The 24,714-nt window shown below is 48.9% G+C and carries 17 protein-coding genes and 2 pseudogenes; 7 read left to right on the top strand and 12 right to left on the bottom strand.

Annotated features, from left to right (window positions below; translation table 11 throughout):
- The first annotated feature begins 64 nt into the window (after positions 1–64).
- Positions 65–1,120 (top strand): bifunctional transcriptional activator/DNA repair enzyme AdaA, encoded by a 1,056-nt coding sequence (locus tag SANT_RS22325; protein WP_025424448.1) that lies wholly within the window; start codon positions 65–67, stop codon positions 1,118–1,120.
- Positions 1,121–2,605: 1,485 nt separating this feature from the next.
- Here the strand turns inward: SANT_RS22325 and SANT_RS22320 are convergent.
- On the bottom strand, positions 2,606–3,901 hold the full coding sequence (locus tag SANT_RS22320) for an SGNH/GDSL hydrolase family protein (protein ID WP_040133576.1): 1,296 nt from the start codon (positions 3,899–3,901) through the stop codon (positions 2,606–2,608).
- A gap of 110 nt (positions 3,902–4,011) precedes the next feature.
- Between SANT_RS22320 and SANT_RS22315 the strand changes: the two genes are divergently transcribed.
- On the top strand, positions 4,012–4,932 hold the full coding sequence (locus SANT_RS22315; RefSeq protein ID WP_025424446.1) for a LysR family transcriptional regulator: 921 nt from the start codon (positions 4,012–4,014) through the stop codon (positions 4,930–4,932).
- A gap of 211 nt (positions 4,933–5,143) precedes the next feature.
- On the opposite strand, the gene SANT_RS22310 is transcribed toward SANT_RS22315, so the two are convergent.
- Positions 5,144–6,073: a LysR family transcriptional regulator gene (locus SANT_RS22310; protein ID WP_025424445.1), complete on the bottom strand. Its 930-nt coding sequence runs from the start codon at positions 6,071–6,073 to the stop codon at positions 5,144–5,146.
- A 93-nt stretch (positions 6,074–6,166) separates the two neighbouring features.
- Between SANT_RS22310 and SANT_RS22305 the strand changes: the two genes are divergently transcribed.
- A complete protein-coding gene (locus SANT_RS22305) occupies positions 6,167–7,126 on the top strand; it encodes an NmrA/HSCARG family protein (RefSeq protein ID WP_025424444.1) in 960 nt (319 codons plus the stop codon).
- Positions 7,127–7,469: 343 nt separating this feature from the next.
- Here SANT_RS22305 and SANT_RS22300 read toward each other — a convergent pair whose 3' ends face one another.
- Positions 7,470–8,762 carry a hypothetical protein gene (locus tag SANT_RS22300; protein ID WP_148296388.1) on the bottom strand — a complete coding sequence of 431 codons (1,293 nt, stop codon included), beginning with the start codon at positions 8,760–8,762 and terminating at the stop codon, positions 7,470–7,472.
- A gap of 1,305 nt (positions 8,763–10,067) precedes the next feature.
- Here SANT_RS22300 and SANT_RS22295 point away from each other — a divergent pair.
- Entirely contained in the window at positions 10,068–10,490 is a 423-nt protein-coding gene (locus tag SANT_RS22295) for an Exc2 family lipoprotein (protein ID WP_025424442.1), read from the top strand.
- Between the two features lie 577 nt (positions 10,491–11,067).
- Here the strand turns inward: SANT_RS22295 and SANT_RS22290 are convergent.
- The 4 genes and pseudogenes from SANT_RS22290 to treF all read right to left on the bottom strand — a co-directional run bounded on the left by SANT_RS22290 (position 11,068) and on the right by treF (position 15,544).
- Entirely contained in the window at positions 11,068–11,667 is a 600-nt protein-coding gene (locus SANT_RS22290) for a lytic polysaccharide monooxygenase (RefSeq protein ID WP_025424441.1), read from the bottom strand.
- Between the two features lie 344 nt (positions 11,668–12,011).
- A pseudogene (locus SANT_RS24920) lies at positions 12,012–12,290 on the bottom strand (hypothetical protein); the annotation flags it as partial.
- A 704-nt stretch (positions 12,291–12,994) separates the two neighbouring features.
- Complete coding sequence (locus SANT_RS22285) at positions 12,995–13,765, bottom strand: SDR family NAD(P)-dependent oxidoreductase (protein ID WP_040133575.1); 771 nt, start codon at positions 13,763–13,765, stop codon at positions 12,995–12,997.
- 45 nt (positions 13,766–13,810) lie between these two features.
- Positions 13,811–15,544 carry an alpha,alpha-trehalase TreF gene (gene treF, locus SANT_RS22280; RefSeq protein ID WP_081730532.1) on the bottom strand — a complete coding sequence of 578 codons (1,734 nt, stop codon included), beginning with the start codon at positions 15,542–15,544 and terminating at the stop codon, positions 13,811–13,813.
- Between the two features lie 469 nt (positions 15,545–16,013).
- On the opposite strand from treF, the pseudogene SANT_RS23720 reads away from it, so the two are divergent.
- Positions 16,014–16,484 (top strand): annotated as a pseudogene (locus tag SANT_RS23720) (Rpn family recombination-promoting nuclease/putative transposase); the annotation flags it as partial.
- Between the two features lie 71 nt (positions 16,485–16,555).
- On the opposite strand, the gene SANT_RS22275 reads toward SANT_RS23720, so the two are convergent.
- On the bottom strand, positions 16,556–17,497 hold the full coding sequence (locus tag SANT_RS22275) for a quinone oxidoreductase family protein (protein ID WP_025424438.1): 942 nt from the start codon (positions 17,495–17,497) through the stop codon (positions 16,556–16,558).
- A 37-nt stretch (positions 17,498–17,534) separates the two neighbouring features.
- Here SANT_RS22275 and SANT_RS22270 point away from each other — a divergent pair, with 37 nt between their 5' ends.
- Both SANT_RS22270 and SANT_RS22265 read left to right on the top strand, forming a co-directional pair.
- Positions 17,535–18,071, top strand: a complete 537-nt coding sequence (locus SANT_RS22270; RefSeq protein WP_051440264.1) for a MarR family winged helix-turn-helix transcriptional regulator — start codon at positions 17,535–17,537, stop codon at positions 18,069–18,071.
- 816 nt (positions 18,072–18,887) lie between these two features.
- Positions 18,888–19,715 carry a PAS and helix-turn-helix domain-containing protein gene (locus SANT_RS22265; protein ID WP_025424436.1) on the top strand — a complete coding sequence of 276 codons (828 nt, stop codon included), beginning with the start codon at positions 18,888–18,890 and terminating at the stop codon, positions 19,713–19,715.
- A gap of 371 nt (positions 19,716–20,086) precedes the next feature.
- Here the strand turns inward: SANT_RS22265 and SANT_RS22260 are convergent, their stop codons facing one another.
- From SANT_RS22260 to SANT_RS22245, 4 genes are all read right to left on the bottom strand, one after another.
- A complete protein-coding gene (locus SANT_RS22260) occupies positions 20,087–20,779 on the bottom strand; it encodes a helix-turn-helix transcriptional regulator (protein ID WP_025424435.1) in 693 nt (230 codons plus the stop codon).
- A 577-nt stretch (positions 20,780–21,356) separates the two neighbouring features.
- Positions 21,357–22,901, bottom strand: coding sequence for an amidohydrolase family protein (locus SANT_RS22255; RefSeq protein WP_025424434.1), 1,545 nt, complete (start codon positions 22,899–22,901; stop codon positions 21,357–21,359).
- A 133-nt stretch (positions 22,902–23,034) separates the two neighbouring features.
- A complete protein-coding gene (locus SANT_RS22250; protein ID WP_025424433.1) occupies positions 23,035–23,841 on the bottom strand; it encodes an ABC transporter ATP-binding protein in 807 nt (268 codons plus the stop codon).
- Positions 23,838–24,656 carry an ABC transporter permease gene (locus SANT_RS22245; RefSeq protein WP_025424432.1) on the bottom strand — a complete coding sequence of 273 codons (819 nt, stop codon included), beginning with the start codon at positions 24,654–24,656 and terminating at the stop codon, positions 23,838–23,840. The genes SANT_RS22250 and SANT_RS22245 overlap by 4 nt, the downstream gene beginning before the upstream one ends.
- Positions 24,657–24,714 lie beyond the last annotated feature (58 nt).

Genomic DNA, 24,714 nt, shown 5'->3' with positions numbered 1-24,714 from the left:
TTGGCATTATAACGGTGTAGTAATATCAAATTTAACCTCGAATTCCCAGTAAGAGATACTGACGATGCTCTTCGATATACCTGACGATGCGATCCTATACCAAGCACTCATTGCAAGAGATCCTTCTTACGAAGGCTTTGCCTACGTCGGTGTCAAGAGTACAGGGATCTTTTGTAAATTAACCTGCCCTGCACGCAAACCAAAGCGTGAAAATACGAGCTTTTATTCCTCCATCGCTGCCGCTCTGGAAGCGGGATTCCGGCCTTGCAAGCGGTGCCGGCCGATGAACGCGGGCCTGACACGCGAGCCCCTGATAGACGCACTCCTTAATGCGTTAGAGGAGCAACCGGAGAAAAGGTGGTCGGAAAGCGAGATCGCTATACGCGGTTACGATCCTTCCACCGTTAAACGCGCTTTTCGTAGGCAGTTTGGTATCACCTTCCTTGAAATTGCGCGTTTACGCAGAATTGGAAGGAGCGTGGCCTCTCTCAACGATGGCGCGTCAGTTATCGATGCGCAATTACACGCCAGCTATGATTCCGGCAGCGGATTCAGGAATGCCATCACGCGTCATCTGGGCGTTTCTCCCAGGAACATTCAGACTCGCTCATTACTAAAGTCTGACTGGTTGGAGACTCCGATAGGGACAATGATTGCTATTGCGGACAGGTTTGCTCTTTATCTGCTTGAATTCATAGATCGAAAAGCCTTGCCGGTTGAAATGGAGAAATTGAAAGTTTTAACCTCGGCGGAAATCGTCATGGGCCGCGAAGAGTCCATTAATTTGGTCGAAGAAGAGCTAAAGCGCTATTTTTCAGGAAAGCTTACAGAGTTCAGCACGCCACTCGCAAAGTTTGGTACCCCTTTCAATCATCTTGTTTGGGATGAACTGAGAAATATTCCTTTGGGAGAACTCCGCAGTTATTCGGCTATCGCCAGGCAAATCAACAACCCCTCAGCCACGCGATCGGTAGCCAGGGCAAATGGCGCTAATCAAATCGCCATTATTATTCCATGCCATCGCGTTATCGGGGCTGACGGCGGCTTAACGGGTTACGGCGGCGGTTTATGGCGGAAAAAATGGCTCATTGAGCATGAACGCAGAATGGCCGATGTATAAGGTGCAGCTCCCACAAATCAAAATCATAAAACGGCAAAACACCTTTACATCAGGCCCGATAGACCCTTTGCGAACCTTGCTTGGGCCGCGGCAGGGTAAACGTTAACGTGCAGAAGAGTGCGGCGGTGGCACCGGTTTATCAGAAATGCCGCGACTGCACAAAAGCGGATGCCGCTATAGCCTAATAGAGGGTGCCGGCTTGCGATGGTAGAATCTGCCAAATGCGATTGTATAAGCACGGGTAAATGGCACAACGATAGCGGCAAGGTCACCCTCATATCAGGCGCGAACCCGCCCCTTCGCGCTATCGCCGTTGCCTTCCCGTGCCATCAGGGTTCAAACTGTATACTGTCTCAGTTGATGCTGGTTAACACGATCATCATGAAGACGGAAACGCCATAATAGCATTCGCCGGTGCTAAGGGAGGACATAAACAGGTCAAAGCGGTCAAGCGCGTAACCAACTCAGTAAGTCGGTATTTTTCAGGGTATCCTTTGGGATGAAACCTGATCTCTGCCTCGGCTGCGTCAACCGGATGCATATTCATTACTTTATGCATTCGGCACTGATTATAGAAGTCTTTCGTCGCACAAGGATCGGGCGGACAGGCGCAGCGATACAGCTTTTTAGCAGCGCGCGACCTTACTTCGACGGCAATTAAGGGTGTTTCTTCTCCCAAGAAACTATTGCGGCTTTTTTCATAGGCTTCTTGGCAGCGTCCTGCAAAGCTAATGCTTGAACATCTCACAAGATCAGAGGGGCAAATACATGAAATATGTCCCCTGGTTAAGTTCTTTGCCGATAAATTATTCTTGGAACAAAATCTCATAAAATCTTTGGTAAAACATACATCTTGTCGATATTGATTGAATCTATGGTTTCTTAATATTTTCAAACTTGCGTTTGGCATAGTTATTGAGCCTATTTAGGTTTTGCATACCAAACATAACGTATTGGCCGGCACCTAGCTTATACAGAGTAATATAAACCTTAAAACGATTCATGCTTTGTGGGACTGTGAACTGTCACGAGATAGTTCATTCTTCCTCCATACTGTGCCAGATCGCGACCCCATCCCTTCAGGGTCGATGAAAACCTGGACGCCTTCAGCCATCACGGTAAAGACCCTATCGGTGGCGCGCCGTCGGGCTGCAGCGACGTGGGCGATACCCGACCGGCATGTTACAGCGGAGCGAGGATGCCTCCGATGGCAACCCCCACGGCGTCGGTGACGCCGTGCCCTGCGCCCACTTACATGGTCCAATGGCGGTCTGGCGTCCCTATGTGATCTTGCTCCGTTGGCTAACCTGCATACCGTCGCTGAGAGTAATTGACCGTTGCGCGCTGGGCTTAATCGTCAGCCGCTAACCTAGAAAGCGCATGGCCTGCGCCCTCGCATGAACGGGTCAGGGGGCGGCATGACGATGCGGTTAAGTAATACCCCCCTCACAGGGCGATAGGAATGAACAGCATGATTTTTTAAGCCTATTTGGCCAAAGCGTGGTACGGCAACCGGCTGACCTCTGGCAGCAAGGCTTCAAGATCGACGGCATCAGCCAGCGCGCGGTTGCCTTTATCGCCAGGATGCAGGTGATCGCCGGAGTCGTAACGCGTGGCGATGCGGGTGGGGTGGGCTGGGTCGCGGAGGGTGGCATCAAAGTCGATCACCGCATCAAACGCGCCGCTATGACGAATCCAGTCGTTCACCCGCTGGCGCAGGATGTTTTTGTCAGGTTGGTAATAATTGTCCAACGGGGTGTTGGGCAGCGCGTTCTCGAACGGCGTCAGCGTAGCGCCGATGACGCGTACGCCGCGCGCATGCGCCTGGGCAACCACTTGCCGGTAGCCTGCCGCCATTGCGTCCAGCGTAGGGCGCCGGGCACTCTCTGCGAACGCAGTGCCCGGCCAGGCAATGTCGTTAATGCCCAACAGCACGATAACGCTTTGTACGCCTGGCTGGGTCAGCACGTCGCGCTCCAGCCGCGCCAACGCATTGACGCCCATACCGTCAGACAACAGCCGTGCGCCGGAGATACCGGCATTGACGACGGCCACACCCCTTGGCGCAAGTCGAGCGGCCAAGAAATCCGGCCAGCGGCTGTCGTTGTCCAGACTGGCCGCTGCGCCGTCGGTGATGGAGTCACCGAGGACGACCACCGCACGCGCTCGCTGTGGCGTCTCGACTTGGATGCCCGTGAGCAGCAGGCGGGCAGTGGTACTCTGGAGGGCACTATCGGCTTGCGCCCACGCCGTGCTTGACGTTTGGTTGCCGTGAGCAATCCATGCGGTTTGCCGGCCATCCCAATGAAACGTGTTGACCGGCGTCGTCTTGGGCAGATGAATGCTGATCGCCAGTTGCGTAAGTGCCGGCACCGCTAATGCCACCGGGTCGCTGATAAGCGATGCGCCAGGAAGAATGGTTGACGTATCCTGTCCGCCAAACGTCACTGCACGGATACCGTTAACCGCAACGTCGCCGTTTCCGGTGGGGCGTGCGATTGTGGTCTTACCAATGACGATAGGTTCGCGTCCGTAGGTATTTGACAACACGATGCGCAGGCGTTGTCCACCCAGGCTGACGCGCGCCACCAGGCGCACGGTCTGATCATGCAATACCGCCGGAACGTTGGTGGGAAACAAGAAATCTGAACCCCAGGTTGGCTGCGGGCTGGCCTGCCAAGTGGCCACCCAGTCGGGCTTGGTTGCCAGCCCAGGTGCGGCGGACGCGGTTAAGGCAAAGCCCAGCATAGCCGGCGCTAATGCCCTGGATAATATTTTCATGCGTTCTCTCTTGAGTCGAATTTCGGTGCTGAAATTATGATAGTGCTGAGCATCTTGTACTAGACTATTAAAAGGAACATCATTTGTGAGTTGAATTCATTAGAGGTGCTATGGCCCGTTTGGAAGTCAACCGCTCCGGCGAATTAGAAGTATTCGTGCGCGCGATCGAGCTTGGCGGATTTTCCGCCGCCGCCCGCGCCTGCGGCATGACGCCCTCGGCCGTCAGCAAGTTGGTTGGACGATTGGAGCAACGGCTGGGCACGCGTCTGGTGAACCGCTCCACGCGTCAGCTTCAGCTCACCGCCGAAGGCTGCGTCTTTTATGAGCGCGGCGTGCGTATCCTTGCGGATCTGGAGGACGCGGAACGTTGCGCCAGCGAGCACTCCGCGCCGCGCGGACGGTTACGCGTGAATGCCAACGTGCCGTTCGGGCTTCACTGTCTGTTGCCGTTGGTGCCCGAATTTCTAGCGCGCCATCCCGAGGTGACGTTGGACATGGTGTTGACCGATGAGGTGATCGACCTTCTGGAGCAGCGTACCGACGTGGCCGTTCGCGCCGGCCCGCTGAAAAGCTCGAATTTGGTGGCGCGCAGGCTAGGGGGAACGCACATGGTGATCGTAGCGGCGCCAGGCTACCTGTCTCGCCACGGCATGCCGACTACGCCAAAACAACTGCTTGCCCACAACCGCCTTGGCGCGAATTATGTGCGGGCGCAACCCGGATGGCCGTTGCGCCATGCGCAGGAAAACCTGCTGATTCCGGTAACGGGCAACGTCCAGGCCAGCGACGGAGAAGCATTGCGTCGTCTGGCGTTGGCGGGGCTCGGACTGGCGCGATTGGCCGTTTTTCAAGTGCGCGACGATATTGACGCAGGACGGCTGCTGCCCGTGCTTGAAGAGTGCAATCCAGGCGATGTCGAAGAAATTCACGCCGTCTACGTCGGCCAAGGCGGCTATATACCGTTACGCGTGCGGGCCTTTCTGGACTTTTTGGCCGAACGGGTGAATATCGACCGCGGCGCTTACGGATGAGATCCACGAGGCCGCATAGCGTAGGGAGGGGCGTTGCGTAGAAAAGCGAAAGGTCACGCCGCCGCAATTTTTACTCTATAACGTCCGCGCACCGCACAAAAAAGGCAATGCCCATACATAGACGATGGCTCAATTACCCCAGATTTAGTAGCGTATACGATGCATTGCTTGCGCCAATCGTTAGCCAAATAAGCGATCAACGGCAATACCGTCACCGCAGGGTGATTGCCGGTTTACTCTCCGTCAGAACGTTCTGCTGACTTATTAAATTTCTTAGCCAACGATGGCCTGCGTGCCCGTGGTTACGTTCGTGCCAAAAAAGACTGACGTCAAAACGCGCCTTTAGCCAGGAAAGCTCCACAACCGTGAGCTGATTTAAGGTCTTGCTTATCAATCGACGCGGTACCAACGCGACCAAGTCACTCGTAGCGACTATTTCAGGAATGAAAAGGAATGACGCTGCGGACATAGCAACATGGCGTTTTAGACCTGCCGCCGCCAGCACACTATCAACAGGCGTGGTGAATCCCCCACCGGTAGGGGAAACGACAATGTGTTTCAGTTTAGAAAAATCGGCCATTGTTAGAGAGTTTTTTAACCCCGGATGATCTGAACGCCCGATGAGCACGTAGGTTTCGTAAAATAAATGCTGTACTCGCAGGTGTGTCTGCGTCCTGTCAGGTGTGGCGATAACCACATCGGTCAGCCCCGCCGCCAGTTGATGTGCCAGATGATTGGGATCATAGTTTCTGACGGCGATACGCACGCCTGGCGCGATGTTTTGCAACGTCAGGACAAGCGGCATGATAACCGCGACCTGAATGTAGTCTGTACCGGCCAACGTCGCCGTCAACCTAGCCTTCGCCGGGTTGAACTCCTCATGGGAATGCACCGTATCGCGTATTGTTTCTAGAACATGGCCAAACGGAATCATCAACTCAAGCGCTTTCGCTGAGGGTGTCATTCCCCTGCGCCCGGGAATGAACAGCGGATCGTTGAAAATTTCCCGCAATCGGTTGAGCTGTGCGCTTACCGCGGGCTGGCTCAGATGGAGCCGCTTGGCCGCCTTCGTCACGTTCTGCTCGGCGAGTAGCGCTTCCAGCGTCAGCAGAAGGTTTAAATCCATTTTTCTGGTATTCATTTCATGGATTCCTTGCTACAACATAATCGATTTCACTTATCCCTCATTCGTTCTGATAATGCAACTACGTCAATCTGGAAAGGAAAGTGAAATATGTTAACGTCCTTAAGACCGCGGATCACGGTGGTGGGCGCAATGAGTAAACAGGGGCGTAGCGTGGCGCGAACCTTATTGGAAAGTCAGCGCTATCGCGTCCGCGCTTTAACCCGTAACATCCATTCTCCTATAGCGCAGGAGTTGGCATCCCTGGGTGCCGAACTCATAGAAATTTCTATTAAATCTGATGAACACGCTAAACTGGTTGCGGCCTTTGCAGATTCTACCGGCGCGTTTTTAATGACGCCGGGCATCCTTCCTGCATTCAGGGGAGCGAAAACTCATGAAACTACCCTGGGATGCCGACTCGCCGATGCAGCTGTTGAGGCTGGGGTAGAGCATATCGTCTTCAGCAGCCTGGAAAATGTCGATAAGATCTCTGAAGGCCAATTATGGGTCCCGCATTTTACCGATAAAGGTAAGATTGAAGAGTATATACGTACGTTGCCGGTCGGTTGCTCGTTTATTCAAATGGCTTTTTTCTATACCAATCTGCTTGAATATTATCAACCGCGCAGCGAGGGTGGCACCTTGATTTTCCCCGTTTATTTACCAGAGGATTTTCAGGCCCCGTTTGTCGATCCTCTGACCGCTACCGGGCCGGCAGTGTTGGCAATGTTTGACAACCGCGAGATGTATACAGGTTGTACTCTCCCGGTTATCGGCGAATTCATTTCTCCGCGGGAACTCGTTGAGACATTCTGCCGAGTGACGGGACGAAAAGCCGTTTACCGTTCGGCCGTGACCCGCGAAGAATTGTTGCATTATTTCCCCTCGTTTGTAGGGAAGGACGGGATGGTTGATGAAATCACGGGAATGGTGAAGTATGCGGTTAATTATGGTTATTTCGCCAAAAACCGAGACCTGCTCTGGAGTAGGAAAATCAATTCGCAAAGCCTGACGTGGGAGGATTACCTGATTAATACGGGCTGGCAGGGTGATGCATTGACGTTCTAGACAGTATAAACAGATTTTATTCTATATAGCGAACTGCCTCTAGGGTACAAGTGGCAGTGAGTTAAATCGCCTGACTATGTTAACAGAAAGACTAGCATGGCTATAACGCCTCTCTGGAGTTGATTCATAGTCAGGTCTTACCGTAATCCCAAACTTGGCCGCGCTAAATCCTGTTGTATAGAAAATATCATCGTTTAAATGAGCTGATGGGATTTAATTAGCCTTAAACTCAGGCAGCGTAAATTTGATGTTTGAACGGCATTGCGTTATTGACACAGAACTGTAATGTTGCGTCATCGACGTCTTTCCGGTCGCGTCTGCATAGGGATGTCAATGGTGAAACCTACATCGACTGCAACAATTTATGGACGTTATCGAGCAAAAAAAGGATTTTCTCGTTGTGGGCAATTCTGCACATGAGCACTTTCTTTTCATATCGATGTAGCATAAGCTGCTTAAAGGCGTTTTGTCCTTTAATAACATCATCAGCGTTTTGCGCATTGGCGACGGCACGACCGATAAGAGATTGCGCTGAAGTTGCTAAATGATATTCCTTATGCAAGCATTCCTCGAGTTCAAGGCGAAGGATGCTCGTCAAATTCCTTTTTTCATTGATAGTTTTTTGGACTACGGTATTGACCTCATCAAAAAGTTCGTCGTCAGTACTGCCTATTTCAGACTCAACCATTAATAAAATTTCTTGGATAATGTGCAAATAAATATCATTTTCGTCCACTTCTTTATTAATTAAGATCAGCGCTGAATTGTCTAACGAGGTTATGTTTCTTGTCATCACCTGGCCCAAGCCGGGTAGACTGTCAGAACTCAGTAAGGCTTCGCTCGGACTGCCCCCATACTCGAAAGAGAACTGTGCTTCACCTAAATAGGCGTTTCTTTTTATATCAGCATTCTGCCAGCCCGTTAGCGACGGGGTTCTGCTGGTCCATTTCCCAAGTTTACCATTAACGGAATCATTCATACCGTCCACATCACCGGCAGCTTCAAACGTGACCTTGGGCCCCTCGGGCGTGGAAACGTGTTTATTCTCCACCTGCAAGCGATCGTAGATTTGCGCTACAGCTAATCGAATTGCAACTCGGGCAATTCTTCTAATGCTGCGTACCGCTTTTTTTATCTCCTGGTTGTAACTCTCAAGGTCAATTTTTCTTATAAATATCATGACCTCATCTTTGACACTAACAGAGATATATTCTGCTAAATTCATTTGCGCGATCTTTCCATGTGACGTTTTTAAGGCCAAATTCTGTATGCATGATGGAATGAACGATGCGATGGAAGACATAATAAAAGCCTTTTTCGATTCCGCTTTTACCCGATCTCTATGACTCTCTGTTTCAGCTAGCTCTCTGCCTTCAATTATCTTGAAAAAATCTTCTTTCGCCAAATTGTTGTGCTTCATGGCTTTTTGTAGCGCCGCGCTCATAGATGATATTATGCCTACATAAATACAATAGTTAGTTGAGACATCAATGTTCATGGGAAATGCCCTGTAGGTTTGCACTGCTAATGCCTTCGTCTTTTCTAACGAGTGCGTGGAAGTTGTTAGTAATGACTCAAGGCACAGTTTATTTCCTTCAGGTGGCAAATAAGTGTTTTCTGCATTTGGTATTTTCATTTTGCTTATTTTTCCTCTTAACATGATTTAATGAAAGCACAGGTTCGTTGTTTATAGTCATGGGTTGCTAAAGCGTCGCGGGGTTGGTATGGTCCCTGCATGTAAAGCGTGCAAAATTTTTATTTCAGGTAAGCCGTTAAACTCAATTCCTTCACAAGCAATATTGTGCAATGACGTATTGCTTTTTAATATATTGATGATAATGTGCCGTGTAACGAAGCGGCGACTTTCATCGACTTGATAAAGTTGCGATCTTTTTAAGTATAGATAGCCTTATTGGGTCTTAAATATGCGTTTTTTTGCCAGTATTGAGGTGCAGTTGGTATACCCGATTTATCAAGTGCGTCCTGGGCTTAACTGCGTCAGGGTAGGTAGGATATCCAAGGTATCGGAAACAGTTGCTATACGCAGTAGGGCGCGATTTGCACTCGCTTCAATTAAAAGCCGTATTATGCTCTGTTACGCTTATCTTATCGATAAACTACCCAAAGTAAAGAGATGTAGAAAGCAGGAATGATGCCACTAATGCTATTATCATCACTGCGTGCTAACCCTTTAGTTTGACCCTTTGCATGGATACTACTTATGTAAAACGGTTACTGTTTATCGGACGTCACGGTGACTTGTCGGGTCGTTTCAAACTTAAGCTTGGACCATCAGCATCCCTCTACCGCCCCTGTTTTTACAAATCGTAGAGGAGAATACGTTGAGTAGAAATCTAAGAACCCTGTAGCTGACGTCCTGTCTGTGTCGCTTACTGATGTACAATAACCGGCTAACCTACCCACTTGTAGATGATTGATCATTATTTTATAGCCAAGAAAATAAAGCTCAAAATTGCAAGTATCATAGGGCCTAGTCGCGTCGCTACTATGTTATATTTATATCAAAATAATGAAACTCGATCGAGATAATCATATGCAAAGTAAAGATGAATGCTTTCGTGGCTTGGCGGAGTTGAAAAATATCAGGTATGACATGTTGATTGGTTGATCTCTCTCACCATAAAAGATGTAAAGTTTGAAGGGTGACTTCACCTATTTTTATAGATGTTTTGTGCAAACGAGTAAATTTTGCAAGGCAGTTTCAAGAAAGCGGCTATGCGGTTTTGCGTAAGGTATCGCGCTGATTCAAGCCACAATAGGCAAGAGTACCGGCGTTAGAATTTACCCTCCAGCAATGCCCGCTCACAACCGGCCGGTATGGCCAGTATTTTCCCTCTCCTGAAGCTCTGTGAGATAAATCATGTTAGGTGGCCAGCATGATTTATCAGATTATAGACGTTTCTTCCGACAAGGAGTATTAATGTTACGTCCTCGACTTTTATTTATCTTCACCGTATCACTGGCTTCATCAGTACTGTGCGCGTGTACGCAGACATTAACCAGCCCGGAGCGGCATGCCCGGCACTATGCTTATGTTGCTGATCACGGTTTTGATCCTCATTACTACATTAACAAGGCTGAAACCGCCAGGATGCTCATCCCGTTTTTTAGATGCTTTTGGGAAATGGGCGTGCAGGATAGAGAAACAGGTTTGTCTCGGGAGAAAGCACTTGAAAAGGTTATGTGTTTCCAAAGTGAGGAATATTTAACGTCCATTGAAACAAAAGAAAAATTTGCCGGTAAATGGTATGAACCCTATAGCAACCCCTCGCGGAAAGATCGAAAAGACTTCGCTCAGGCGATTTCCCAAACCTATATGGACGGTTATGAGGGAAAAAAATAAGGCGAAAAACCGTAATCTTCAAGATGTGGCTTCATAAAGAAATTCTGACAACTTGCTCAGCATCGTATTAAAACGCCTCTGTTTGTCAGTCATGTCATTTTGTTTACCACGAAGTATCCCTCTCGGCTCCGTGTAGCAAATTTTAGCGGTCGCTGACCCTAGAGGGATATCGATGATGCACGCTTTGTTTATTGGCCACAGTCCGACAAGGTTTCCTGCTTCATTAAAAGACAATGAAGACGCTGGTCCAGGTTACCATGAGCACGTCATAGGGCATCCCTGCATTGTTCAATTTTATCCCTGCACCGAGTATTAGATAAAGAATGTCGTTGTTATTTATAGCATTCCACTCGTCGTCGAACAAACCAGACACAAAGAAAAGGGCATATCGTCTTCGCAGAGCCGAAAGCCCAGTTACCGTCCAGCCTCAATGACGTTGGTTATTAAGCCATGGTACGCGCCGCAGCATGAGGCTGGGAACCCCAGGGTACTATGGGCAGTCCAGGTCTCAAATACGTCAGACAATGTTTGAGGCTTGAACTGCGGCCGTATACCTGTGAGGAAAAGGGTTGCTTCTTCAATCCCTCTTGGCTGTAATATTGGCATCAATAACCTGGTAAAAAGCATTCCCTGTATCGGCAATGTCCCAGGCGCCGAGAATGATATGATATCCAGTACGTGTTGGGATATTGCAATCAATTTCAACCTTGTTTTTAGGCATGGCGCCTTCATCAAATCTCTCGCAGAACGGGGTTAAAATAAAGTCGGCACGCGTTAATGGTTTCTCAGGATTCCAATCAGGTTTAGTAATAAAGAATTTCCATGAGGTGGTTCTATGCGGGGCAGTCAGTGTCCATGTGAAAGTGGTATCAGCTGCATTTAGATCGACATGATGCCAGCGGTCAACTGATTGTTCATTCAATTGGGGGAAATTAGGATTTTCACCGCTGGCTATTTTCCCATCCTTTGGCCCTCTATCCGGAAAACCTTTGGGGCCTTCTACCGATTGTGGCTCATATTTCACCTGCCCGCAATCTGAGTTAATGCCTTGGCTACATAAAAAAGCTCTGCTGGCGGGAATGGATACATAGCCGTGTAGAGGAGTGATTGGACTACTTTCGGCCATAACCGCGAGACTTGGGACTAAAAGTAATGATGCTAGCATAAATCTATTCATAGTTGATCCTTGCGAGTGTTGATAAGAATGGGTTCATTTCTTTGCTTGGTCATGCGACTATTCTCTATGTGCTCTACACCATGACCATGTCGTGAAACTCAGAAATTTTTTGTGCCAGATATCAGCTTTGTTCCAAGGGCATAGATTTGTTCTTGAGTGCACGTCTCAACATTCTATTCCCGATCAAAACACGCCTGTTCAATGTTCATCTTTATCTCTCTATTGATATCATCCATATAGTGAAATTTTAATAAAAACGATCATGCGTGCTGCTTTCTTATAAAGTTAAGTCAAAGTTTATGAAAGAACGAAGTCGAAAGTGACATCGTCTACCCTAATAATTACTAAAGCATTGATACTATTAGATAAGTTTGGTGTCTGATAATAACTTTTTCGCTTCTTCTGTCGTATTGAATATCCATTGAACCATTTACTACATACTCTTTGGTGGCGTTATCCCTTACATAAACACTACAGGTAATAATTTGAGCATATTCAGAGGGACCAAGTTTAAAGTAGTTTTTATTTTGTTCCTGAACAGACGGGCCAGATATATTGCCCAACGCAGACGTTGTAAAAGTGAGATAAAATGCTTCTTCTTTGTCATAGAACTTATCGACAAGTCTAAATGCTAAAGTGAATTACTTTTTTCATGGCATTCCCTTTGTTGGTTACAAGATAATTCATTATTAAGAATTTCAGTTTTTTTATAGGAAAAACCGTTGTGCCATATAACATAGGCCAGACACGGAGAGTCAATTCAGAGAGCCCTTCAATGATGTGTAATTATTTTTCCGTGACCATTGAGTTATAACCGTACTCTATTAATTTCTAATAAGTTAACTTGAATAACTTATTAGACTATATAAAAAATAAACTTCATATGAATTGATTTAACGGCGTAGTCTTGAGGTATTTTCGTTATGATATCTTTATGTCGACAATATATTACCGTATAATGATATTGGTTAGTAAGGCCGAATGAAAGCATAAAATGAATGATGGCGCTAAGCCGTGGTAAGGCAATTGGATGAGTTACATCAAGAACATTTCATCTGAGAAGTGGTTAATACAAGTAAAAATCGCTCAGCATAATGGCGTTGTCCGGTGAGGCAGCGGGAATAAGTCTTGAGGACAGGATAGGGCGATGTGCTTATTTGACGCCGTAATGCACAGGTCAGGTTCAGGCCCTACACCCTATTTATCATATAATGGGCATCCCTTTTGCAGCTTCGTGGCCTAGCAGCATTCGATGACCGCCACTGCCGCTTTTCCCGGCCAACTCATTTCCGCCAGGGCTAACTCAATAGCAACAGTGTTGTTTCTTTTATTGCTCGGAATAATTCCATAGCAAGCCGCCGTCGATAACCAAGGTTGCGCCGGTGACATAGGCGGCATCCGGGCCCGCCAGATAAGCTACCATTCCGGCTACATCTTCCGGTTTACCCAAGCGTCCTAGCGGGATGTTACCGATCAGCGCCATGAGCAATTCAGGACTGTTCAACAACCGGGTATTGATGGGTGTTTCAATGGCGCCAGGAGCAATATTGTTGACCGTGATACCAAAGGGCGCCAACTCAATGGCCAGATTGCGCATCAGCATTTTTAGACCGCCCTTGGAGGCGCAGTAAGTAGTGAAATGCGGAAAGGGTAGCTCTTCATGCACTGAACTAATATTGATAATACGACCTTGACGCTTATCGGTACGCAAATGCTGTACAAACGCCTGGGTAATGAAAAATGTTCCCTTCAGGTTAACGTTCATCACCGCGTCATAGTCTGTTTCCGAAATATCGGTGAACGAGGCGTTGTGCTCGATACCAGCATTGTTCACCAAGATATCAATCGGTCCCAACTGGGCAGCGCTATCGTTAATAATTCGCTGATTATCGGTGACCTTGCCGATATCTCCCGCGTCGATCACCACCCGGCGGCCAAGAGCCTTGATCTCCGATAAAACCTCTTCAGCCCGGTCATCGTCCATGCGGTCCACGATGACAATATCTGCGCCTTCTTGCGCCAGACGTATCGCGATGGCTTTACCTATTCCTTGCGCGCTACCGGTGATCAAAGCGACTTTTCCTTGCAGGTTTTGCATAGTATTTCTCCTCATCATTTGAGGGCAGCGCTGCCCGGGCGGCGCTTACGATGGGCCGTGGGTAGTAAGGTTATTGCCGGCGCCAGGTCCGGCGCTCCTATCGGGGACCGGTAAATCGGCAGGCGGACGGGCTCGGACCCGGTGGGCGGCATGGTCTGGATATTGGACCAATAACGCGCGTACCACGCCATTGGTCCAGCCAAATCCGTCCTGTAGCGGGTATTCCCCGCCACCGCCGCCTTTGGCGGCTGACGTGCCGGAAATGTCATATTTCTCCACCAGTTTGCCCTGGGCGAGGTAGTGCTCGCCGACGGCGGCAAGCCAACGTTCGGCAAGGGTGTTGGCCAGATCGTTTTCGCCAAAACGCCTCAATCCTTGAATGGCCATCCACTGCAGGGGCGCCCAGCCGTTGGGTTTATCCCATTGCTGTCCATTGTCGAACAATGTGGTCATGATGCCGCCCGCGTATAATAATTTTTCGGCAATGTTTTTTGCCACCGCCTCAGATTGCTCCTGCGTCGCCATGCCGACAAACAGTGGTGTGACACAGGCGGCCGACAGGGCGCAGCGGCGTGAAAGTTGCCAATCGTAATCGTAAAAGGCCCCGCTTTCAGCATCCCATAGCAGACGGTCGATAGTTGAGCGGCGGTCGGCCGCCAGTTTGCTGAATGTATTCGCCGTACCTTGATCGTTGATTTTGGCGGCGAGATCGGCAATGGTGGCTTCAAGCTTATACAAAAAACAATTAAGATCGATGGGTAGGATAGCGGTGGTGCGAATGCTGCTGATATTTCCGGGTGAACCGAACCAGCGAGATGAATAGTCCCAACCTGAGGCCGCGCCGGCGCGCAATTCACGGTAAATCTCATTAGCCGGCCGCGAGGTATTTTGCGCTGTCTTCACATCCTCTAGGTACGATTCATCCCGAGGGGTATCACGATCGTCCCAATACCGGTTTAGCACCTCGCCGCTGGGGAGTTTGACAACATGTCGTTTCGCCTCACCCGGTCTGAGAGACTCGGCCTCGCCCATCCAGTACCCATGTTCTCTGAGTAATTGCGGCAGATAATGCTCGGCCGCCTGCAACTCCTCTTGCTCAAACAGTTCCACCATCAGGGCAAATACCGGCGGCTGGGAACGACTTAGATAATAGGTGCGGTTGCCGTTGGGAATGTGTCCGTAATGGTCGATAAGATAGGCAAAATTGTTAGCCATATTGCGCAGCAGATCGCTTCGTCCGCTGGCGGACAAACCTAACATGGTGAAATAGGAATCCCAATAATAGATCTCTGCAAAACGTCCGCCCGGGACTACATAGGGTTCCGGCAGCGGCAGTAACGAGGATTGGTCAGGATGGTCCTCCGGTTTGCGGGTCAGGACCTCCCACAAGCCGTCGATATGTTCGATAAGGGTTTGCTGCGGACAAGCGACATAATGGCTGTCATGGACGGAGGGCGCTGCAAAGTTATCATGCACAAAATTGGCCAGATTGAAACCGGGCTGGCGCGCTTGTTCGCGGTAATGGGCCAGGATCTCTGTGGGATCAATTTTCGGCGCGCAGTCGACAAATGTCTTACTATCGCTAAACACTCGCGACATCTGCACCGCGGCAAACAGTTCCGCGTAGCGATCCGCCGGGCTTAATTCGTCCGACACCGGCAACCCGCTGATGGTCGCAGGCTTTGGCTCGTGGTGAACAGGGCGGGGTGCCTTGTTTCGGGCATAACTATCAGCAGCGGCCGCGGCCTGCCTCCCGGTTGGTAAGGTTGATTTGCTAATAACCTATCCCCCTTTTGCAGGTGATGATGGCAAAACCTATGAGTTTGGCGGCGTGTCGCACCGACGCTTTGACGCCGTTTGTTAAAAATGACACCTAATCTTCGGATTCTTCATTAAGGTTAGTTACGGTTAGAGAAACCGTGCGAAAATAAGCCTTTTCTCGCAACGAAATTGGTGTGGATCAGCAGAATCAATGAGGTTCAACCACAAAAATGATCGTTTTTCTTTAGTATAACGGTTTACTTTTAATACAAGGTATTTTAGCCAGTTTTTCATTTGGATAAATTCCGCCTGTAAAGCGTTATAACGTCATTAACTTCCCTACGTTTTTCAGTCTACTCTCGGCATTTTCTTTTGTATAATGAGTAAGTCTATCAATCGGACTGAGGCATAAGCCAAAGCGACAAGAAAATATAGCGCTGTGGCATAGAGGTCAAGGTTAAAGAATAAACTTCAGGGTTGGAAGCTCTCATTGCAACGCCATTTGGACGCAGGACATAAGATATTGCCATTGGTAATTTCAGTGCTGTTTTATACCGGTCGACGCAGCCCGTATCCCGATTCCACACGGTGGTTACAGGAGTTTGACGATCCGGTACTGGCCGGTTAACTCGATAGCGGTGCTTTCCCGTTGGTTGATGTGACCGTCATTCCCGACGATGAAATCATGGGGCATCGTAGTATGGCCGCATTGACTCTGTTGCTAAAACATATTCGCCAGGCAATCTGGCGCAACTCACCGATAGATTGGGCACCCTCCTGCTGGCCGGATACCTGTCTTCGCAACAGGTAGTATCGCTGGCATACGGTATAATCCAGGCTGGCGAAGCGGCGAATGCAGAAGCTTTCATCCGCGAACTGGCGCTAAGGGCGCCGCCCTGAGAATAAACTTATGACTATTGCACAAGAGCTCGAACAGAAGGGCATTGAGAAGGGTATCTGCAGCATGCTACCCGAGTGATGCAGGGTAAAGAATGCACGAGGATTTACAGTACTTGAGAGCGTCCCTGACTACCGATCAACGACAAATACGGTACGGCAGCGGCTGTTATCTTCCTCCCACGCCGTGTTCACATCACTTAATGGGCGCCTTTGAAACGGAATTGAAAAATCCTGCAGCGCGGCAGCTTGCAACATTTCGCCAATAGAGGCAATCAGATCCGCGTTCGCTAAGCTGCCCAGACCACTGCCCATTAGGGTAAGCCCTGAGCTACGGAGTAGCTTGCTGTGTAGAGAAAGCGTCTGGCCGCTTAGCGAACCAATTTGCACAAAACGCACTACTTTTTCTGCACCGGCAGCGGCAGCTGTCATGATATCGAGTGCGCTCGGGCCCCAGAGATAGTCCAAAACAACATCAATACCTTCAGCCATAAGCGCCGGCAAATTGGTCGGCAAAGCCTCCAGCGGCAATGTGATATCTGCACCCTGTGCGCGCAGTTTGTCTAACGCATCAACGTTGCGGCCAGTCGCGATAATTTTCCCGGCGCCTAGGTGACGTGCGATACGGATCGCCAGGCTTCCGGAGGTGCCGGTTGCGCCGTTAATGAGTACAGTTTCTCCCGTGCGCAACTGCGCTCGACGCGTTAATGCTGCCCAAGAAGACATCCCCGGGTTTGCTAGTGCGGCAGCCAGTACGGGGTCGAGTGTCGCAGGTAACGGCACAATATGGTTGACCTGCGCCAGCGTTCTTTCCGCCATACTTCCCCAGGGAGTGCCAAATGTTAGAAAGTAGACCGGCTCGCCATGACTGAGATAACCCGTGCCATCGATACCGGCAATGAATGGATAGTGCATTCTTGAACTGTAGTGGGTACCGGCTGTACGCGACTTCACCAACTGGCTCACTGCGGCGGCTTTCACATTAATCATTACATGGTCGGCGTCGACAAGGGGTTCGATAAAATCACCGTATTCAGGAAGTTTTCCAGCTGAATAGACAATGGCTGCTTTCATTAATTAAACCTTCAGTTCACAAATGAATATGTGTAATATGCACACATTAGTCAACAGAATCGAAGGTGTCAATAAATATATGCATAATACACATAAAAACTTTAACGTTGAGGAATTGCATGATGCGTTACTGACGATCGTAGGCACCTTTAACCGTCCTCAACGTGATGAACTGATGATAAAAGAATCCGGTATTCAGCTTGATCGCGCTCTGTTTCCGCTTCTGGTACAGATTGGCCGCTTTGGTCCCATTGGCATCGTCGAACTGGCCGATCGTGTGGGGCGTGATTACACGACCGTAAGCCGCCAGGTAGCGAAACTGGAAGAAACCGGTTTGGCGCAGCGGCAAAAGAATCCCAAAGACCGGCGGATCAATGAAGCGGCCATCACCCTCGCGGGCAAAGGGATGACAGAGAAAATTGATACCGCACGCGCGCAGATTTATAGCGGTATTTTTCAGCAATGGTGTGAAGATGATTGCATAGTACTAACGAGACTACTCCAAAAGTTCGTTGTTGATTTTACCGCTAAAGAACAGGGTAGAAATGATGAAACGATGAATCCCCCGGCCTGACGCTTGCAGCTTACGCGGCATCAAACGTCCTCACGCCGGTGTGTTTGACACCTAGCTGGGAGAAAATCTGCATGTTCCAAATCGGTTTATAGATCGTCTGAAGGTTGTGGGCATGCGGTCGTGAGTGAATTTTCGTCACGGCGTCAATATTTCCACAGCCTGCTTCTAGGCTATCGAAAATACGGATTATGATGGACACTTGTGTTCACCCGGTGAGAGTCTGACGAGGGAAACGGCTAAATATTTTAGCAAGGCCGTTTGGGATAGGCTCGGCAAACTAAGGTCGCTCGGGTGATAGGTTGAAATTGCGGTGTTTACGGCCGTCGGTGAACAATCGTTCACGGTGGGCGGATGATTAAAAAATTAACGATAGTTAACGCTCGTAATAACAAAATCCTCTTAGATTTTATAAGCAAATGCTGCAAAAATTTACCGCGGAATTCATTCTGGAATGGTTATCGTCCAATGCGTTTGCCGTCACGAATAGCCACATGTATCTTATAATACCCTCACTCATTAAAAATGCTTATTACACTAGGTATTTATCACGCTTTTCATTGGTTATATTGATTGACGGAATGTGTTGATATCAGTAAAGTGAAAATATTACTGCAACATCCGCAGCCAGGATCTGCAGCCCATGGAAAACTCTGGTGGGGGGAAGATTGTCGCTCTTTGCGCCTGCACCGGGTACACTCAAAGTCATCGCTGGACGGGATAGATGTGCCGAACAGCGCACCGATACTATCCGCTTGTTCAGTTCGCCACATGACGTTGGGTGGTGAGACCTAAATTGGTAACTGGAAGGGGGTTGCCATGTATAACGGCAATAAGAATACCGAACAATCTTTTCTCGTTAATCATTCAGGCAAGTCAAACTTAACCAAACTAACAGTATCGAAAGTCAATGTGCCTGACGATCCTACACTCAAGGTAAATAGCCGAAACCACAATATTATATCCTATCTTAACTCGTCCAATTCATTAATATCCTTTATAAAAAATAGCTCTGATCACTGGCTTATAAAAGATAATGATGCAAGATATGTCTTTGTGAATGATTCTGCTTCAAGTTTCTTTAAGTTTCCTAAAAAGTTCGATGTGGAAGGAAAATCTGCGAAGGAAATACCTACTGATATATGCCAAGAGCTTTGGCCAGAATTGACAAAAAGTGATAAAAAGGTGGTCGAAAAGAACAAGAAAATAATATCTATTGCAATTCATCATTATGGCAAAGGCAATACTAGCGAGCTAGTCCCGCATTACATGGAAAGAGAGCCTCTTTATGATGATAACAACTCATTAATCGGTATTGTCAGTTATGGAAGGCGGCTTGATATACCAGAATTATTATGTTACATGAGTCGACTTGGCAGGAAAACCATTCAAACTGATGCGCCTGATAACTTATTTACTAAAAGAGAATTAGAAGTCATTTTTTGGGCCCTGCAAAGATTAGGTGTAAAAGAAATTGCCAAAAGACTGAATATAGCCTGTAAAACGGCCGAAGTACATTTAATGAACATCTATCACAAGGCTGATGTGCATAGCAAATATCAACTCATTGAATACTGCAAACAAACCGGGCTTGATCAATATATTCCGTTAGATTTTATTAGAAAAGGAGTGCGGCTTATTGATTAGTAATCCAAAACTTAATAATGTAGATCTTCTCTAAGCTAGCCGTAGGTGGCCATGCCTTTAGGCCGTAACTTACGCAATCTTATGTCCAGGGTAACAGCGCTCACAGGACACTATTCGCATCGGGGATCCTTAGCGCCGTCCAGGACGAATGCAGGTAGAGGCATTTATTGTGGCCATAGTTGCGTACGGTCTCAATCAGGTGGAACGCAAGACATTACGATAACGCCAGCCCTTAACCAGCATCAGCCCGGTCTGTCGCACGGTTTGCTGACACGGGCGTCGCCTTCAAACTCGCACCACTATCGATGGCCAGGGAATTGTGCAGAGATGAAGGCCGCGCTAGTATTTATCTGGCTAACTTTGTCTATTGGTCAATCTATCACCTGGATTTTCGACTGTATAAAAGCAGGGGGAATATAGCAGTCATAGCCAATGTCTTTGCACCACTCTCTGAATTGATAGATATTATGTATATTCGCTTTTTGGTACATGATACAGAGCCTATTTTCTACCGTTCTATGAGAGATCCCCAATCGTCTGGCTGTTTCTTTACTGGTCAATCCGTGATAGATAAAAAATATTATTTCAACGTCACGAGATTTAAGGTAATTGTGCGGCGCATGGGTGGATAAACTTACAGGCGATTCATTATCAATATACTGTATGGGAGAGAAAAACTTGCACCGCCTCGCTTCTGCCATAGAGCCAATAACATTTCCGTCATCATCAAAAAAAGGTTGAACTTTGAAGATATATGTTTGAATTTGACTCTCACGGCCAAATGCACAAGTAACGAGTAATGATAATGTAGTTTTATTCTCCATTACCTTTCCGTAGTACCCATGAAGCTCATCTGCAAAGACAGATGACCAATGTGGGATTTCTGACAGTTTTTTGCCTTCGATGTGGCTTGAACCCGCCAAATTCAACAGCTCTATCATAGGCGGGTTGATATAGGTATAACGGGATTCACTATCGAGTATTTGACACGGGTGGCTATTGCTTTCGCACATATAGATAATATGGAGAGGCATCGCGGTCCGCGTTAAGCCTATATCAATCATTAAGGGCCACCCTTGGATAAAATTATTTATCTGAAGTATTCACGATGAAGGACCATTAAGATATAAGGTGATTCCCATTACAAGCAGATGAGCTTTTTAATAAGGATCGCCATAATTAATTGTGGCAACTTGATCTAGGGCGAAATGATTATCATTCCGTGGCGTATCCAAGGCAAGAGTTCATAATTTTGTTATTATATTGCGATCATGCCTATCTTTAGGATCAAGGTAAAACCGATCCTCACGCGGCATGGTTTATTCGCGAGCCTTCTGCTTGATAAATAAAATAAGTGATTCTTAAGTTAAAAGGGGGGATTGCGCGCTTTTCATCAATCGAAGCTTTTCACGTAGTTCTCGTTGCACTCCTTTAAGCGATAAACAATGTCGCCTAGCGTAGCTAAAAGTTACTGTTCGGTGTTAGATATCGTGATTTATGGTAAGGTATTCAGGCCGGCTTTGCGCTTTAAATTCCTGTGCGGCCTGCGTATCACCTTGCATTTATTTTGGAATAAACCGTCGTGTCAAAACCGGTACCCAACCATTGTCAGGGGGCCAGTTTAAGGCACGGAGAATAAATTCAACGCCTGGATGACGGCGCATAGAAAGGTTGCCGCGGTATTTCATCCGCCAGATAATGGCGATAGAAATCTTTTACATGCGGGAACACGGCCTGACCCAAGGCCCGACGGGTTTGTTCTTCAGCATTGCGCGGCGCGGCAAGTTTCTGAGCGATTTCACTCAACACAGCGGTGTGGTCGACTTTGGTGAATCGACCTTGATGGTAAATTTTCTCTCCTTGGATAAAGACACTCTCGATATCCTTGGTCCGCGCCCGCTGTACTAGGACATCAAGCAAAGGGATGTCCTCATCCTGGTAGGGCCACGTGACGCTTTTCCAGTCAAACAGCACGGCGTCCGCCAGTTTTCCCGGCTCCAGGCGGCCGATTTGCCCCGCAAAGGATGTCGTTTTGGCTCCCCCTTCGGTTGCCATGCGTACGATTTCGCCGCAAGAAGGTACCTCATTCTCCTCCATGCCGGGAACGCGATGAAGACGTAACGCCAAACGCATCTCCTGCAGCATATCCCTGTCCTCATTGATACCCGCTTCGTCCAAACCCAACCCCACATTTATACCGTGCCGGCGAAAGGCATTTAACGGTGCAATACCGCTACGTAAACGCAAGTTGGAGCTGCAATTATGGCAAATACAGGTTCCCGTGGCCGCCGTAAGCTCAATATCAGCCTCATTGAGCCATACGCCATGCCCTAAGGTAAGCGATGGGCCGAGCAGACCCAACTTGTGGAGATGGGCCAATGCGGTTCCGCCGGTGCGTTTGCGTGCATACTCCCGTTGGTAAACGGTTTCAACTAAATGCATATGCATCGGTACACCCGCTTTATCCGCTTCGGCTTTAATGGCCTGCAGACCCTCATCACTGCACCAGTGGAGGTTGGCTGGCGCGAGTTGAATAGAAGTCAGCGGCTGCGCATGATTATCCGCCGTCAGCATGTTGAAGAGTTTTAAATTATCGGCGAGCGGCAGCCGTTGTTTTTTTAAATGTGCGGCCAACTGTGGCTGGATGTCGGCCGGTACGCGAGCAACAAAAAGTTCGTCGGCCTCATAAACCAGCAGATTTTGCTCGCGCACCGCAAAGCTGTAGGAGGCTCGCATGCCTATCTCGCGATAGGCAGCCAGCACCGTGCTCGCGGCCTGGTATACCGTTTCCAACGTTCCGGGTCGCCAGCCCTGGATATGTTGTACCGTGGTTATCCCGGAGGCGATCATCTCAAAGGCTGAATACAGCGTATCCAGCCTCAGATCCACGTCGCGCGCCCCTATGCGGCTGGCAAACCACAGTTCTAATGCATAATCGGGCGAACCAAGCTGCAATGGCGTCAAGCCCATATGGTGATGGCTATTGACAAAGCCCGGCATCAAAATATGGTGCATAGAGCCATAACGCCGCGCGTGAGGGTATTTTCGTTGTAACTCCTCAGCGTTGCCGATATCCAAAATAACGCCGTTTTGTTGATAGAGCGCCCCCTGTTTTACCACAACGGGTTGGCCGTCAGCCCCAATACTCTGGACGAGGGTACCGGCTAAAATCAGTGATTCATACATTGTGTTATCCTATAACGCTATTATTATCGCACCCAGCCACAGGGCATGAGAAAAAAGTTCGCCACCGCGATTGTTGCAATAGCGCATTCGCCGGCGGGGCTGGCTGTGCTCCGCAGAGAGTGAAGAGGATGTCTTAGCTTATTTCCTGCTCGGCAAATGCCTTGTCTACCTCATCGCGGAGTAAATCAATCAAACGATCGCTTAGCTGGTGAAAAGCCTGGCTTTTGGGATCGCGGGGTCGCGGCAACGTGATGGGAATGATTTCTTTAATGCCGCCAGGACGCGCCGTGAACACGACCACGCGATCTGCCAGCGCTACGGCCTCGTCAATATGGTGAGTGACGAATATCATCGATACGCCCGTTTTTCTCCACAGGCTGACGAGGAAATCTTGCATTTTCGATCGCGTTTGTACATCTAGCGCCGCAAAGGGTTCATCAAGCAGCAGTACCTTGGGGTTGAGCGCTAGCGCTCTGGCCATCGCCACGCGCTGGCGCATGCCGCCGGAAAGTTGGTCCGGGCGCTTATTGGCCGCCTCGGACAAGCCCACCTTATGCAATATTGCCTGCGCCCGTTTTAGCCTCTCCTCTTTGGCAACACCCTGCATCTTAAGACCAAACGCCACGTTCTCTACCACCGTTAGCCATGGGTAGAGCGAGGCATCCTGAAAGACAAAACCGCGATCGGTGCCTGGTTGCGTTATCACGTTGTCGCCGCAGCGAATAATGCCCTCACTGACGGATTCCAGCCCGGCTATCATATACAAGAGCGTACTTTTACCGCAGCCGCTGGGGCCGAGTAGAACGACAAATTCACCTCGTGCCACCTGCAAACTGATATTTTTGAGTGCGACAAAAGCGCCGCCTCGGTTGTCAACCCAGACTTTGCTTATGTTGTCGCAGTGAATGAGAGGCGGATGAATATCGGTAGCTCGATTCATTGACTCCCTCCAACTCGGTTTTCCGGAATCCAATAAAGCAGCCTTTTCTGTACGTTGCGCAGTAGCAAATCAAACACAAAACCGGCCATGCCGATAATGGTCATCGTAAAGAAGGAAAGACTGGAATTGAAGGTATTGCGCGCCTGCATGACAATTTGGCCAAGGCCGCTGCCGACACCGGTTGCCTCCGCCACCAATACTATCATCCAAGCGCCAAATAAATTCATGCGCAGTACGAAGAATAGGGCGGGTAAAATGGCAGGAAGGATGACGTGATAGAAAGTTTGCGCTCGGGTTGCTCCCATTACCGCCGCCACATCGAGATGGGTTTTGCTCACGCTCTCGATCTGGCTAATGGTTGAAATCGTCATGACAAAGAATAGCGATATAAACACCATGAAAATCGCCGGCGGATTCCCTATGCCGAAAATAAAGATAGCGACAGGAAGCCAGGCGATCGGAGAAATGGGCGCCAGTAAGGTAATGGTGGGCAATATCAGCTTGCCAAACAGCCGGAAATAGCAAATCGCCAGCCCGCAAAATAAACTCAGGATAAACCCTAGCGTCAACCCCGCCAGCACCCGTCCAGCGGTGGCAAAGATGGTATTCACCAATGATAACAGCGCGGTGTCGTTGCTGACCTGTCCGATAACGTCGGTCGGCATAAAGTATTGCGCCTGAGCGGCAAAATCCGCCAGAAAAATGTGCGGCGGGGGTAACAGAAGGGGATTGAGTCCGCCAAGCGCCCACACCGCTTCCCATACACCAGCAAAGAGCGAGACGGATGCCACTCCCCAGCCGAGCCGGATGAGCAAAGCAATCTGCCCTCGTCCTCGAGAGCGATTGAGCAGAGGGGCAATATGGTCTGAGGGC

The organism is Sodalis praecaptivus (genome assembly GCF_000517425.1).
Taxonomy (GTDB): domain Bacteria; phylum Pseudomonadota; class Gammaproteobacteria; order Enterobacterales; family Enterobacteriaceae; genus Sodalis_A; species Sodalis_A praecaptivus.
The sequence above is the reverse complement of the archived record's forward strand: the minus strand, read 5'-3'. Positions and strand labels throughout refer to the sequence as shown.